The sequence below is a fragment of the Paenibacillus sp. FSL H7-0690 genome, from assembly GCF_037980415.1.
GTDB classification, from domain to species: domain Bacteria; phylum Bacillota; class Bacilli; order Paenibacillales; family Paenibacillaceae; genus Paenibacillus_AQ; species Paenibacillus_AQ odorifer.
The window spans coordinates 2,799,233-2,813,481 of record NZ_CP150281.1 but is presented as its reverse complement, the minus strand read 5'-3'; the positions used below and the strand labels follow the sequence as shown (position 1 = coordinate 2,813,481).

The following is a 14,249-nucleotide window of genomic DNA, read 5'->3' as shown; positions in this document are numbered from 1 at the left end:
TTCTCGGTTACTCCTTCCATTATTCGGCTGCTTAAAGTCACATCAGGTTAGAAACACAAAAAAGGCAGTCCAAGAACGCGCTCTTGGACTGCCTTTTTTGTTATTTTTTTATATTGCTACACTGCCCGTGAATACGACCTCAGCAGGTCCAGTCATATACACATGATTATCCTCTTCATTCCATTCAATATAGAGATCGCCGCCCTTTAGACTAATCCAAGCTGCCCGGTCTGTAAGATCATTCAGCACAGAGGAGACAAGGGTTGCACAGGCTCCAGTGCCACAGGCAAGCGTAGGTCCTGCCCCACGTTCCCAGACACGCATATCCACTCTCCCCCGATCCAGTACCGTTGCGAATTCAACGTTTACTTTTCTCGGGAACAAAGGATGTACCTCAAGCTTAGGTCCCCATGTGGCAAGATCAAAATTCACTGCATCTTCTACGTAAATCACGCAATGAGGATTTCCCATGGATACCGCTGTGAACGTAAATTCGGTTCCGTCCGCTTCAATCGGCTGAGAGAGCACTGGCTCTGCATCAATAGATACTGGAATTTGCAGACCGGACAATACAGGTTCGCCCATATCTACAGTTACAGTCTCCACAACACCGTCTTTCACGTTTAATGTAACCTTTTGTTCTCCGGCACCAATCGTTTCTATTACAATCTGCTCTGAGCTTACCAGTCCGTGGTCATATACATATTTAGAGACACAGCGAATAGCATTTCCGCACTGCTCCGCCTCCGAACCATCAGAATTCATAATACGCATCATGAAATCGCCACGCTCAGAAGGAAGGATATATACCAGTCCGTCAGCACCGATTCCAAAGAACCGGTTGCATAGGGTTACAGCAAGCTCCGCTGCATTACTTGGCAGCTCTTGCTCACCGAAAACAACGATGAAGTCATTACCGAGGCCGTGCATTTTTGTAAATTCCATTAAAAGTCCACTCCTAAAGGTTATGTTATGTTAGCATTCGCTTAAGCTTAAGGTTCTGTGTAATTTAGCATTTCGCAAGCATATGAGCGGTTAACTGCAACAAGTATACCTTTAGGAATGGAGCATTAGTATTGACTTTATGCTGAAATTTTTGTACTTTTTATCATCGTACTGCCGCTGCGCCCACGATTACGTTTGCCGCCCCAAACACTGCCGGCACCCATCAAGAAGGTTGGGATCCCCGCTGTTACAAACACCAGACACCATTCGCGGAAATTGAGCGGCACTGTTTTGAAGACAGGCTGGAGCACAGGCACGTACATTACGGCCAGCATCAGTAAGACTGATGACAATACGGCAAGCACTAGATACTTATTCTGGAACGGATTGCGGTGGAACACTGAGCGCGAGCTGCGGCAATCGAAGACGTGGATCAACTGTGCCATAACGAGTGTCGCAAAAGCCACCGACTGTGCGCGAATCAATTGTGCAGGATTCTCTGGTGCTATACGTAAAGTTAGCCAAAATGCTCCTAGCGTACATAAGCCAATTAAGAGTCCACGGCTTATAATTTTCCAGCCTAAGCGGCGGGCAAAAATATTCTCTTTCGCACCACGCGGTTTATGCTCCATCAAATCCTTCTCGGGCTGATCCACGCCAAGGGCCATCGCTGGCAGTCCGTCTGTCACCAGATTGACCCAAAGGATTTGAATGGGAACGAGTGGCAATGGCAGAGCGAGCATCATGGCAAAGAACATTGTCAGAATTTCTCCTACATTGGATGCCAACAAATAACGAATGAATTTACGAATATTCTCATAGATGTTTCTGCCTTCTTCGATGGCAGCAACGATCGTAGAGAAGTTATCATCTCCGAGAACAAGTGATGATGCTTCCTTGGTCACATCTGTGCCTGTGATACCCATGGCTATTCCGATGTCCGCAGCCTTAATGGCTGGAGCGTCATTCACTCCATCTCCGGTCATAGCCACTACGTGACCATGACGTTGTAGCGATTTAACGATCCGAAGCTTATGCTCTGGAGATACGCGGGCGAATACATACACATTGTCCGATACCTTATCCAGCTCATCATCATCCATCCGGGTTAACTGAGCACCTGTCAGCACCGTTCCACCACGCTGCAGAATTCCCAGCTGGTGAGCAATAGCCTCGGCAGTTGTTCCATGGTCACCGGTAATCATAACCGTCTTAATCCCGGCCCGGCGTGTGACGCTGATGGCATCGCGGACTTCACGACGTGGCGGATCAATCATTCCAGCCAAACCAATAAAGACTAATTGATTCTCCGCATCCTTTTCACTATTCACATGTTCATTTGGACGCATATCCCGGTAAGCCATACCTAGCACACGAAGGGCTCCAGAAGCCATCTGCTCATTGGCATCAAGCACCTTTTGCCGCAAAGTCGGCGTACAAGGCACAACACCGCCCTCCCAAAGCATGTATGAGCAGCGATTGAGCAGTACATCGGGCGCACCTTTTGTACATACCATCCGTCCTCCAGGATGGCCTACGATCACAGACATCAGCTTCCGTTCAGAATCAAACGGAAATTCCTGTTCACGAGTGTAGGTTACAGCAAGCGTCTGAGCGGTCAGACCCATCTTTCCTGACAGTGCCACGAGTGCTCCTTCAGTCGGGTCGCCCTTCAGTTCCCAAACGGAAGTGTTGTCTGCAGACTTTTCAAGAATAGCATCCTTATCCTTCCCTTTGCGTTTGCCTCGCACTTCAGACTGGAAGGTCTCGATGATTTCCGCGTTGCTGCATAATGCGCCGACCTGCAACATCCGCCGTAAGCTTTGATCATGTTTTAGATCCACTGCTTTACCTTTCTCCAGAACCTGTCCATTTGGAGCATACCCTTCGCCTGTTACCTCAAGACCACGTCCACCCGTCCATAATCGGGTCACCGTCATTTTATTCTGCGTTAAAGTTCCTGTCTTGTCTGAACAGATTACCGAGGCACAGCCCAGCGTTTCCACTGACGGCAATTTACGAACGATAGCTTTGCGTTTGATCATCCGCTGCACACCTAGCGCAAGCGCGATAGTTACAATAGCGGGGAGCCCTTCCGGAATCGCGGCAACTGCCAAGCTCACACCAGCCAAGAACATGGAGGTGGCAGGCTGTCCATGCAGAATACCTGCTGCCACAACTACAATTGTCAATCCCAGAGATACGTAGATCAGAATCTTTCCTAGTTGCTCAAGCCGGTGCTGCAAAGGTGTTTCCTGAGAATCCGTATTTTGGATTAGATCTGCTATCTTACCCATTTCCGTATTCATACCGGTACGGATTACAACAGCTCTCCCTGTTCCTCTGGTTACCATAGTGCCCATGAAGCCTAAATTCTTCTGATCACCAAGCGGAATCTCTTCTGCACGGATCGCTTCCGAATGCTTCGAGACAGGCAATGATTCCCCAGTAAGTGCGGATTCTTCCACATATAGAGCACTGCATTCCAACCAACGTACATCAGCAGGAATCCGATCACCACTCTCCAGCAAGACAATATCGCCTGGCACCAACAGCTTGGCTGGGATAATCTCGCTATTCCCTCCACGTAGCACTTTCGCAGAAGGTGCGGAGAGCTGCTTTAAAGCTCTGAGCGAACGTTCGGCGCGAAACTCCTGAACAAATCCAAGCGCTCCATTCAGTAGGATAATCGCGATGATCGTGATGGCATCCAAGTATTCGCCTAGCAACCCGGATACAAGCGTTGCACCCATGAGCACAAGCACCATGAAATCCTTGAACTGGTTCAACAGCAGGGTAAACGGAGATACTGTCTTTCCTTCCGACAGCTCGTTGTACCCGTTCTCCTTTCGTCTCTCCGCGGCTTCCTCATCACTGAGGCCCGTCCTTGGCTGGACATTGAACATTTTCTGCAGCTCTTCTGCACCGAGACGGTGCCAACTGTTTTGTTCCATGACTTTTCTTTCCCTCCCGGTCGTTTCTTTACTTCCGGCGGCGCACAGCTTTTCCACCTGTTCATGACAAATGTATTCAAGGTCGTCCAATAATATCACCCCTATCCAATTCCCCTTTTGCGCGAATGTCCTAAAGTATGGCATCATAGAGAGGTAAGCATAAACGTCTTTGGCGTCCTTATAAGGACAGGTAGGCGTTTGAGCGAGAAATATAAGACATAAAGTATTGTGTGAAACTTTTACTTTCTTATATTTAAGAAATTCATTTCACGGCGACAGGAGAGCTTTATCATGGCATTAGACGGCATTGTTACCAAAGCTATCGTGCACGAATTGCAATCATTCATAGGTGCACGTATAGGAAAAATATATCAACCGAACAATCACGATTTAATTTTTAACCTGCGCGGCGCAGGTGGCGGCGGCAAGCTGCTGCTCTCTGCTAATCCTACGTATCCTCGGGTGCATTTTACCGAAAGAAACAGCATTAATCCTTCGGAAGCACCCATGTTCTGCATGCTTATGCGGAAGCATTGTGAGGGAGGGACCATTGAAAGCATTACGCAGGTAGGCATGGAACGAATTATTCACATAAACGTCAAGACTAGAGATGAGCTTGGTGACGTATTTGCCAAAAAGATCATCATAGAGCTCATGGGTCGGCACAGTAACATCATTCTTACTGATCTCAGCTCTGGAACGATCATAGACGGCATTCATCATGTAACTCCATCGATTAGCAGCTATCGGATTGTGATGCCCGGCATCGCCTACACAGAGCCGCCTCAGCAGCATAAGCTGAACCCTTTGGAAATCGGCCAGGAGCAATTTCTCAATTTAATCTCAGCTGCTGAAGAAGCTGCGCTGATAGAGGATGTTGAGGAGGAAGCTGAGCCAGAAGAAATCATTGAGGGAGAGCTTGCTAATCTGATCACAAAAGAAGCAGTAGAGCAAAAACCTGACGGCTCTGGCGGTCCATCTCCCTCAGCTGACCCGGTAGGCTGGATGGTACATGCTTTCAGCGGAATGAGCCCGCTGATTGCTGGTGAAATTGCTCTTCGTCTGAGAAACACCTTGGATAAAGGCGAAGTTACAGAAACCGAAGCAGCGTTTCCAACAAAATTATGGGTTGCCTTCCATTCCGTAATGGGCCCCGTACGTGATAACGAGTTTTCTCCTGTTGCAGGTGCAAACGCAAAAGGTAAAATGATTTTTTCTGCGATCCCCTTAACACTTCTGGGTGAGAGTGCGAAACATTACAACTCCATCAGTGAATGTATGGAGGATTATTACGGGGATAAAGCCGAGCGCGATACTGTAAAGCAACGGGTGAGTGATTTGATCCGTTTCCTCAGCAATGAACGGAGCAAAAACGTTAAAAAACTCGCGAATTTGCAGAAGGATCTCGACGAAGCTCAGGATGCTGATCGTTACCGCATTTGGGGTGAGTTGCTTTTCGCTTCATTACACGCGGTATCCAAAGGGGATAAAGAAGCCTCCTTGGTCAATTATTATGATGAAAATCAGGCGGAAATGGTGGTTCCGCTCGATCCGTTATTAAATCCTTCGGACAATGCACAACGTTATTTCAAAAAATACAACAAATATAAAAACAGCCTGCTTGTTATTAATGAACAGCTTTTGAAGACGCATGAGGAAATTTTGTATATGGAGAGTCTGCTGCAGCAACTTGCCCACGCTTCCCTCAACGACATTGAGGAGATCCGCGACGAGCTTGTAAGCCAAGGTTATCTGCGTGACCGGAGCAAAAAGGGTAAAAAGAAGAAAAAGGCCACCAGACCCACATTACAGGTCTTCACCTCTTCGGAAGGAATCGATATTTATGTCGGCAAAAACAATTTGCAGAACGAATACGTCACCAATCGGCTGGCTTCTCCGAATGATACTTGGCTGCATACCAAGGACATCCCCGGATCACACGTGGTCATCCGAAGTGAGCAATTTGGAGATGCAACGCTAGAAGAAGCCGCTCAGCTTGCCGCTTATTTCAGCCAAGCCAAACAGTCCAGCAGTGTGCCTGTGGACTGTACATTGATCCGCTATGTACGTAAGCCAAGCGGCTCCAAGCCGGGATTTGTAATCTATGATCATCAAAAGACACTGTTCGTCACACCTAATGAGGAAAGAATTAAGAGTCTTCCAAATACTTTGAGAAGCTAACTACTAGATATAAAGAAACCTCCAGCTGCAGATGTTGAACATCTAAGGCTGGAGGTTTTTATAATTCGCTCCGCAAATCGACTAATTTCATGCCTTCTTGTTTAAAAACTTCAGTACTTCTGTAGAAACCGAAACACTGCCGATATCCCCGTGAAAAATCACGCCTTGACGGGCACCATGAAAGTCAGAACCTCCGGTTATTAACAGATTATAATCCTCAGCCATAACTTGATAACGTTCTTCTTCCGCAGGTCCATGATCAGAGTGATAGACCTCAATCCCTTTAAAAGCGCCTTGCTCCAGAATATCTCGCACCAGAAGGTCATCCCCGTACAAGCCCGGGTGGGCTAATACTGGAGACCCTCCTGCCTCAATGATCCACTCGCAAGCTTCCTCCGGTGTGATTCTGGGAGGTGACACATAGGCTGCTGCACCCTCGGCCAAATACTTGTTGAAGGCATCTCTCATATCGGTAGCTGCCCCAAGCCGAACCAGCTCGTCGGCAATATGTGGCCGGCCGATGCTTTCATCAGGCTTCAATTCCCGCCCAATCCCCGCTATAACCTGTTCCAAGGTAATCGCAATCCCAAGGTCTTGCAGCTTGGTAATTATCGCTTCATTCCTAAGTGCCCGGGTATCTCTTAGCCCTTCCAAACGTGAGAGAAATTGTTCATTCTCAGGATCAACATAATAGCCCAGCACATGAATGTCTTTGCCACCAGCACGCGTACTGATCTCTACACCAGGCACAACGGTTATTCCGTACTTTTCTCCTGCTTCACAGGCTTCCTTCACGCCAGCTACTGTATCATGATCCGTAATGGCAACAGCGCTTAGCCCCTTCTCCTTAGCAAGCCGTACATTCTCCGCTGGCGGCTGCATGCCGTCAGAGGCTTGAGTATGGGTATGGAGGTCGCATACATCCTTAGCAGATAGGTTACCTGAATTCTCCCACTCTTCCCGCAGAATCCCCATTTTTATGGCATCATAGTATTCTCCTCGCACGATTCGTGCTTTACGGACGCGAGCTTCCTCCACCATGCCACATTTCGCTGCCAACCCGATCATTCTTTTATTCCCTGACCAGGTGCCTATTCCAAGACGGACTGTATCAAGAGAATTAAATAAATAATCTATCCACATCTTAAACGCTTCCGTACCGTAACCACCTGACCAATAACTAGAATCAAAGATTACTATACCAATCTCCATCCAGTTGGTTTCTTGCGATATCCAGTAGCGCCCTACTTTGCCCTTTACCTTGCCGTCTATTTCTATGATCAACAGGTTACGCGGGGTTTCCGTCTCAACTAACGCCAAATGACCTATGTAGTCCTCGGTAAACTTTTCGAATCTTTGATGTGCCAGAGATTTATAGGGACCATCCCATTTCAAGTGTTCACGGTCTTCAGCTTCATGATAGTGATAATAAAGCTTCTGAAAATCAGCCTCTGTAATATCGCGCAATACTAGCTTTTCTCCACGTAGAACAATTGACATTGTAATATCCCCCGCTTTAACTATCAGATTTGATTCGAATGCTCACGCAAATAAGTCAGGAAGGTTACTGCAGAAATTGGCAGCAGTGTTGATTTTAGATGAATGGCGTAGAATTGTCTTTTAAAAGAGGCATCGGAGATATTCACAATTTTCAACAGTCCCAGCGCAACTTCATGCTTGACCGAAGAGGTCGATATGATCGTTATGCCAAGACCTGCTTCCACCGCTGATTTCACAGCTCCCGTACTTCCAAGCTCCATCACGATCTTCATTGTTCCCGGATCAAGTCCCTTGGAGAACAGCTGCTCCTCCATCACACGCCGCGTTCCTGAGCCCTGCTCACGCAATACAAAAGGATGCTGAAGCACTTGCTCCAAGGTAACCTCTTGCTGCTCCGCAAGTGGATGATCATGTGGCACGATCAACTTCAGTTCATCCCCCATCACGGGCTCGATCTCCATGTCCGGATGTGTGACCGGGGCTTCAATTAAACCAAAATTCAGTTGATGCTTGAGGATTTCCTCCATAATTTGCGAGGTGTTCATCACTTTCATCATAATTGAAATGTTAGGATATTGCTTTCCGAAAGGGCCTAACAGCCGTGGCAGCACGTATTCTCCTATCGTAAGACTCGCCCCAAGCTGCAGCCGCCCCTCCAGCATATGTGTGAATGCTGACATCGCTTGATCCGTCTCACGCATCAGCTGAATACTGCGCAGCGCGTATGGCATCAGGGTGTGCCCTGCTTCGGAGAGTACGATTTTTTTGGTGGAACGGTTAAACAATTTGGTGCCAAAATAATCCTCCAGTGCCTGTACCTGCATGGTCACAGCTGGTTGAGTCATATGTAAAGTCTGCGCCGCCGCCGAGAAGCTTCCCCGCTCGGAGACCGTATAAAAAATATGCAGCTGATGAAAGTTCATGCTTCGCAACTCCTTATATTACAAAAAGAACGTCCTTTAAAGACGACAATCGTTTCTCGTAGAAACTTAAGAATATTATAATCGTGCTGTATATAAATTCTTATATTTTTAAAAAGGACATGCAGACTCGCCGCATGCCTCTTGCCCGTTTCTTTATAAACTATTTGCGTCTTCGTTTCTTCTTCGACAGCTTTGTGCGGTGAGAATTACGCAGCAGTGAAAAATAGGTCTTTAAATCTCTCAACTGTGGCATCTCCGAGATTCTCCCAAGAAACGAAACGATGATCATAGAATATAATGGCTGGCCTGAGAGATCTCTCTCACCTGTCAATTCCGTAAACTCAGCGATTACTACAGAGTCATCGTCAATTAAATATGCGTTATAATCACTGCTTGAAAAGGGCTTGATCCGATTCTGCATTAGGCACTGCCACATCCATGCAGCGACCTCTTCGGCATTGCTTGCACCATTGCTGATGCGGTCCATATAACGGCTCTTCGCATGATTGGTTATAACGATATCGGCGACCCTGTAATCGTTCAGCATGATGTGGAAGGGCTCATAAGTGCTGGGCCAATCCGTCCCCTTGTTGCGCATCATCATCACACTCCACCATAAGGGTCTTAGTATGCACTTAATGTTGTCATCTTACCTCATTGCCGAAAGTTGTACAAGTTTCTACCGTCGAGAGTAATGGCGTTTTTTTGTAAATAAGCATAAAAAAAACAGACGCTGTTTAAGCGCCTGTTTATCTCCTGGAATCACATACTGTAATTACGGGACTTGTCCGGTCCATTACTAGTATACTCTGTCTTAATTTCGTTACGATAAGATCTTTCAATCTTTCGCACATAGGAGAGTCTGCGGACATTCTTCATAACTTCCTCGGCCCGTTCTGCATTTACATACATAACTGCATAATGCATTTTCCGAGAAACATAATGTAATGTTCCGTATTTCTCAAGGTTACGTGCCGCTTTAACGTCACTTACCCAAATGATGTATCCTGTCCGTTCCGCAAACATAAGCTAAACCGCCTTTCTCTCTCTAAATCCTAAGGGAAGCTTATCCGCAGGAGCATTTTCCCCCGCTGCCGCATCCACCTTTAGGGGAAGGATCATTACTTGGTACTTTAATGCTATCGGATACTGAAAAAGCAATCGCTTCCGACATGGAATGCAGAATGTCGTCAAGGGTCTTCTCTGCCAGCTTGAAACGAACAACTTCTTCGAACCGCTCCAGTTCCGCTTCTACTGCCGAAACCTCATCCTTTGCTGAATGATAATTCGGGTGGAAATGTCCGAATCGCTGTGTTTCTTCAAACAACTCCTTCTTAGTCTGAAGTCGTTTGACCATGGCCTGAATTTCGGGGTTCGTATCAACCCGTCCTTTCCAGTATAAGTAATCCGACACCTCGGCGGATTGATTAATCATATCGCCTAATTCATAGGCGTATGTCAGCACTTCAGCCATATCGACCGTATTTATTTCAGCTACGCTCATGAACTCAGCTCTTTTCTTCGTTAATGATCTACCGATTCAGTAGACTTTTCTATCATACCATAATCACTCGCTTGAGCAGAAGAGGAATTTCTTCGTCCTTTGGGAATAACTAACTTCATTTCCTTCCAGTCTTCCGGAGTGAGCTCTATATCTTCAACCGTTTCACCATCGTGATAGAGCAGCTGTCCGGAAACTCTCCATGGATTTCCGCTTATGCGGGAAGGGATAAAATCTAACATCTGATCTTTTAGTGCAAAACGCACTTTGACTCCCCATCTTAACCCTTGCTCCATCACCTTTTGTGCAGTCGAGCTATGATAATGCCGCCATTCTTTGCTCCAGATCTGCGGTACATTTTCTCCACCGAAGAGAATCTCCTCCTCTTGTTCAGGAGCAATAACCGGCAGGTTAAGAAAAGGATTCCCTTTGGACAGCAATCCTAGTTCTACATTCAGCTCTGGAAGAACATACGTTGCCTCGGGGTTTCCTGTTTCATGAGGAAACCAACTCCACCCTACGTTTGGATCCTCCCCTTGTCCTCCAATGATTCTGGAAGGCGCTAGCCCCGCGGAGTACAGTTCTTTTCGTATCTGTTCCATATATTCCGGGTCCACTATGAAATGTAAAGGACCGATACGTTCAAGATTCTCCTGTAAACGCGGGTGAGCTGCGATAGCAGCTCCATCGGCTTCCGTCTGACAGGTCAAGAGAATTACTTGCGATAGTGAAGTACGGCCAATGCTTTTTGCCCATTGCTCAAGGGACATTTGAACCACCGAAGGAAGCCCGCCCAGAGCATGCTCGCTTATCCAGGAGATGATGTCATTCGGTGACATTCCACGCTCAGCTGCAAGTTCCAACCTCTCTTTCGTCAGCCGGAAGCTCCATATCGTATCACTTTGCTGGAGCTCAGCGCAGCCAGCCAGTGTCCATCGTACAGAATAGGGGACTTCCGGTGGAACCAGCACCTCGAAATCCGGCTGCACAATAAACTGTTCCTGTGTATCTCCAGACCCAACAGCAGCGAATGATCCCCTCTCAGCAGATAGCATTGGCTTAGCAGCGGTCCAGCGAAAACACAACATGCCCTCAGCGGTTTCTCCCAGTTCACACCAGCCAAAGCCTGTTAAACAACGTAACCAGTTCAAGCTTGATTGTTCAAGCTCATTACGGGCAATGTTACCTGTGAGATTAGAAGCCATCATCCAGTCTAATAGTGCGGGCAGCATTATCCATTTCCCGGGGATAAAATCTGCATTAGAAATTATATAACGAAAATGTTGATCGGCTGGGCCCACGCTTCCAGAGCGATTAATTACAATCCCATAAAGAATGTCACTCATCGTCGCTTCAGGAAGCTGCAGCCAACGATCCAACAGCTCCAGATCAAGCGTGTATCCGGCACTCTGCCTGCGAATAAGTCCAAGACACAGCAGGATATCCACCGTCGCTATGACAGAAAGAGTTTTCTGTTCCTCTAAAAGAGAACCCACGGAGAGCCCTTGCAAATGCTCCTCCCCAAAAGAGAGCTGCGCCGCTAAGCGGTTAAGATGCTTTTTATGAATAATCCCCTTGGCTGTCAGCGGCAACCCTTCCCAAGCGGTGAACAGCAAAGCCCGAAACAAATCTATCGCCAGTCCGGCTCCTGCTTCCATGGTAAGACTCACTAAATGCCCGGCAATGAATTGCGGCTGATACGGGAAAAATTCTTGTTCAATTGCCGGCAGCTGATCAACAGGAATCTGGTACAGCTTTTCGCCTAATATTTTATGCCTTGCAGTTAACAGCCCCTCGCGGCGCAATTCGTTCATTGCAAGCTTTTGCTCAGCACGACAAAGCGCCACAGGGCGCAATCGTTCTTCCTTCCCTTCCTCAAACGGCTGGGCAGCATAAGCTGCACATAATCGCTTTAAGACCTCTAATGCTTCTGTAGACAGCTGGTTCAATGGATGGTTCTCTCCTCTCCACTCGGCATCTTTTTAACGACATATTCATAGCCCTGCTCAGTCAAAAACATCCGGCGTCGCAAAGCGAAATCCTGTTCCCGGCTATCTTCAGATACCAGTGTATAGAAATAGGCTTTATTCTCCCCCGCTTTGGGACGGAGGATTCGACCTAGTCGCTGGGCTTCCTCCTGCCGTGATCCATAAGCTCCCGAGACTTCAATAGCAATTGACGCGTCAGGTAAATTCACCGCGAAATTCGCTACTTTTGACACCACCAGTACCTGTATATCTCCCTCGTTAAAAGCCGCATATAGCTCGTCTCTTTCACGCTGCTTCGTTTTGCCGGTAATTAAAGGCGCCCCGATCCTGTCAGCCAGTTCACTTAACTGGTCGAGATATTGTCCAATAACCAGCACCGAAGAACCTGTATGGACCTTTAGAAGCTTGGCTACAATTTCAGCTTTGGCAGGATTGCAGGAAGCCATACGAAATTTTTCTTTTGCCGCCGCGTACATATATTCTTGTTTAAGCTCCGGATTCATCGGCACAATGATCTCTACACATTCCACTTCAGCGATCCAGCCCTGCTGCTCCAGCTCCTTCCAAGGCAAATCGTAGCGTTTCGGTCCGATTAAAGAGAACACATCCCCTTCCTTCCCGTCTTCTCTAACCAAAGTGGCTGTAAGCCCCAGTCGACGTGTAGCCTGAATGTCTGCTGTAGCCCGAAATACAGGCGCTGGAAGCAGGTGAACCTCATCATATATAATCAAGCCCCAATTGCGTTCGTTAAACAGCTTCATATGGAGAAACGGACCGTCTTTGGACGAACGATGCGTTAATATTTGATAGGTGGCAATGGTGACTGGCCGCACTTCTCTTTTTTCACCCGAATATTCACCAACTGCCTCCCCAGCCAAATCTGTTCGCTCCAGCAATTCATCCATCCATTGCCTTACGGACGTTGTATTTGAAGTTAAAATCAGGGTTTCACATTGGAGACTTTCAAGTACTGCTACTCCTACAATTGTCTTCCCTGCGCCACAAGGCAGCACCACCACACCGCTTCCCCCTTGTCCTTCTGTCCCTTGAAACAGCTGAACGGCCTCCTGCTGATATTCACGTAAGCCAAATGAATCGTATGCCGAATCAGCCTTGCAGGTATCGAGATTCTCCTTCCAGGTCAAGCTAAGCGCTTGCCCTTCATGATATCCGGCGTAGTCGAGAACTGGATACCCCAATCTCATCAGCTCTTGTTTCAAAAGCCCTCTATTCTCCGCAGGGCACGCGCATTCCAGAGGATTTATTCTCAGTAGACCCAGCGATTTTAGACCTTGTTCATCACTCAATTCATCCAAAAGCTCAGGAGCATCCGCTCTTAACATAACGACCTCATTCTGAGTCTCTTGGCCATGAAGAGTCAGCTTTCCATATCTGGACAAAAGAGTTTCGATTTCCTCCTCCAGTCCTGTGGGAACACCCCAGCGTGCAAGGTGATGCAGGCTAGTGATAATCTCCTCAGCAGTATAATTAAGCGCAGCTGCATTCCAAAGAGATAAAGGGGTAATTCGATAGGTATGGTAAGCAGGAGGACTTTTTATCAGCTCCGCGAAGGTCCCTAGCTTTTTCCTTGCCACCTCAAAATCCGGATGAGCACATTCCAGTAAAATTGTCCGGTCCCTGCGTACGATGCACGCTCCTGATCCATTCATAGCTTTTCCTCCCTAGTGTTCAAGTAATTTAAGCTTGCGCTATGTAATTTTGTTTATTTTCATATAACAGGAAAAAGCCCATCCCCGCATAACGGTCATGAGCTTCCCTATCTGACTATTTAATGTAAATGCTGCTGCGAAATATCATGGAGGGCTTCACCAGCTTCATCCGCAAAAATGTCGCGCACAGCCAGATCTCCAATCGACACTACGCCCACCAGCTTCTGGTCACGTGTCACCGCCAGCCTGCGAATTTGACAGCCAGCCATTACCTCTGCAGCCTCATCTACTGAAGTATTCTCCGAGACGGTCTGAATCTCTTTACTCATTACAGTTTCCACTGAGGTTGAACCAGGATGTTTAGCCGCATAACCTCTAATCACGAGATCGCGGTCAGTAATTACACCGAGCAGTGTCTTATGTTCTTCATTATCAACAACAGGTATAAATCCAGTGTCATAATCTCGCATTTTCACGGCAACTTCATACACATTATCTTGCAGCGTAACCGTTGCAGGCTCCTTCGTCATAACCTCTTTCACTGTCTTCAAGAATGAACCCTCCTAATCATGGTCTCCATGTTATGG

The 14,249-nt window shown here is 47.3% G+C and carries 11 protein-coding genes and 1 pseudogene; 1 reads left to right on the top strand and 11 read right to left on the bottom strand.

Translation table 11 applies throughout. The features are described 5' to 3' along the window. Positions 1-108: 108 nt before the first annotated feature. Positions 109-945: a diaminopimelate epimerase gene (gene dapF, locus MHI32_RS12280; protein ID WP_076129138.1), complete on the bottom strand. Its 837-nt coding sequence runs from the start codon at positions 943-945 to the stop codon at positions 109-111. A 137-nt stretch (positions 946-1,082) separates the two neighbouring features. Beyond that, positions 1,083-3,899, bottom strand: coding sequence for a calcium-translocating P-type ATPase, SERCA-type (locus MHI32_RS12275; RefSeq protein ID WP_076189874.1), 2,817 nt, complete (start codon positions 3,897-3,899; stop codon positions 1,083-1,085). A 291-nt stretch (positions 3,900-4,190) separates the two neighbouring features. On the opposite strand from MHI32_RS12275, the gene MHI32_RS12270 reads away from it, so the two are divergent. After that, positions 4,191-6,080, top strand: a complete 1,890-nt coding sequence (locus MHI32_RS12270; protein WP_340012435.1) for an NFACT RNA binding domain-containing protein — start codon at positions 4,191-4,193, stop codon at positions 6,078-6,080. Positions 6,081-6,167: 87 nt separating this feature from the next. Here the strand turns inward: MHI32_RS12270 and MHI32_RS12265 are convergent, their stop codons facing one another. The 9 genes and pseudogenes from MHI32_RS12265 to MHI32_RS12225 form a co-directional block, all read right to left on the bottom strand. Then, a complete protein-coding gene (locus MHI32_RS12265; RefSeq protein ID WP_340012725.1) occupies positions 6,168-7,055 on the bottom strand; it encodes a PHP domain-containing protein in 888 nt (295 codons plus the stop codon). 72 nt (positions 7,056-7,127) lie between these two features. After that, positions 7,128-7,580: pseudogene (locus MHI32_RS12260) on the bottom strand (GNAT family N-acetyltransferase); the annotation flags it as partial. 23 nt (positions 7,581-7,603) lie between these two features. Further along, positions 7,604-8,503 (bottom strand): selenium metabolism-associated LysR family transcriptional regulator, encoded by a 900-nt coding sequence (locus tag MHI32_RS12255; protein ID WP_076129135.1) that lies wholly within the window; start codon positions 8,501-8,503, stop codon positions 7,604-7,606. 160 nt (positions 8,504-8,663) lie between these two features. Next, positions 8,664-9,101: a hypothetical protein gene (locus MHI32_RS12250; protein ID WP_076129159.1), complete on the bottom strand. Its 438-nt coding sequence runs from the start codon at positions 9,099-9,101 to the stop codon at positions 8,664-8,666. Positions 9,102-9,265: 164 nt separating this feature from the next. After that, positions 9,266-9,529: a YlbG family protein gene (locus MHI32_RS12245; RefSeq protein ID WP_036686170.1), complete on the bottom strand. Its 264-nt coding sequence runs from the start codon at positions 9,527-9,529 to the stop codon at positions 9,266-9,268. A 40-nt stretch (positions 9,530-9,569) separates the two neighbouring features. After that, the gene (locus tag MHI32_RS12240) at positions 9,570-10,007 is read right to left on the bottom strand and encodes a YlbF family regulator (protein WP_076129134.1); all 438 of its coding nucleotides are present in this window, start codon (positions 10,005-10,007) and stop codon (positions 9,570-9,572) included. Between the two features lie 20 nt (positions 10,008-10,027). Next, positions 10,028-11,953, bottom strand: a complete 1,926-nt coding sequence (locus MHI32_RS12235) for a helicase-associated domain-containing protein (protein ID WP_340012434.1) — start codon at positions 11,951-11,953, stop codon at positions 10,028-10,030. Further along, positions 11,950-13,662, bottom strand: coding sequence for a DNA repair helicase XPB (locus MHI32_RS12230; protein WP_340012433.1), 1,713 nt, complete (start codon positions 13,660-13,662; stop codon positions 11,950-11,952). The genes MHI32_RS12235 and MHI32_RS12230 overlap by 4 nt, the downstream gene beginning before the upstream one ends. A 119-nt stretch (positions 13,663-13,781) precedes the next feature. Next, complete coding sequence (locus MHI32_RS12225; protein WP_076223876.1) at positions 13,782-14,213, bottom strand: CBS domain-containing protein; 432 nt, start codon at positions 14,211-14,213, stop codon at positions 13,782-13,784. Positions 14,214-14,249 lie beyond the last annotated feature (36 nt).

Bases quoted from the DNA above. Each gene is read 5' to 3' on its own strand.
- dapF (WP_076129138.1), bottom strand. From the start codon at position 945: ATGGAATTTACAAAAATGCACGGCCTCGGTAATGACTTCATCGTTGTT.
- MHI32_RS12275 (WP_076189874.1), bottom strand. From the start codon at position 3,899: ATGGAACAAAACAGTTGGCACCGTCTCGGTGCAGAAGAGCTGCAGAAA.
- MHI32_RS12270 (WP_340012435.1), top strand. From the start codon at position 4,191: ATGGCATTAGACGGCATTGTTACCAAAGCTATCGTGCACGAATTGCAA.
- MHI32_RS12265 (WP_340012725.1), bottom strand. From the start codon at position 7,055: ATGGGGATTCTGCGGGAAGAGTGGGAGAATTCAGGTAACCTATCTGCT.
- MHI32_RS12255 (WP_076129135.1), bottom strand. From the start codon at position 8,503: ATGAACTTTCATCAGCTGCATATTTTTTATACGGTCTCCGAGCGGGGA.
- MHI32_RS12250 (WP_076129159.1), bottom strand. From the start codon at position 9,101: ATGCGCAACAAGGGGACGGATTGGCCCAGCACTTATGAGCCCTTCCAC.
- MHI32_RS12245 (WP_036686170.1), bottom strand. From the start codon at position 9,529: ATGTTTGCGGAACGGACAGGATACATCATTTGGGTAAGTGACGTTAAA.
- MHI32_RS12240 (WP_076129134.1), bottom strand. From the start codon at position 10,007: ATGAGCGTAGCTGAAATAAATACGGTCGATATGGCTGAAGTGCTGACA.
- MHI32_RS12230 (WP_340012433.1), bottom strand. From the start codon at position 13,662: ATGAATGGATCAGGAGCGTGCATCGTACGCAGGGACCGGACAATTTTA.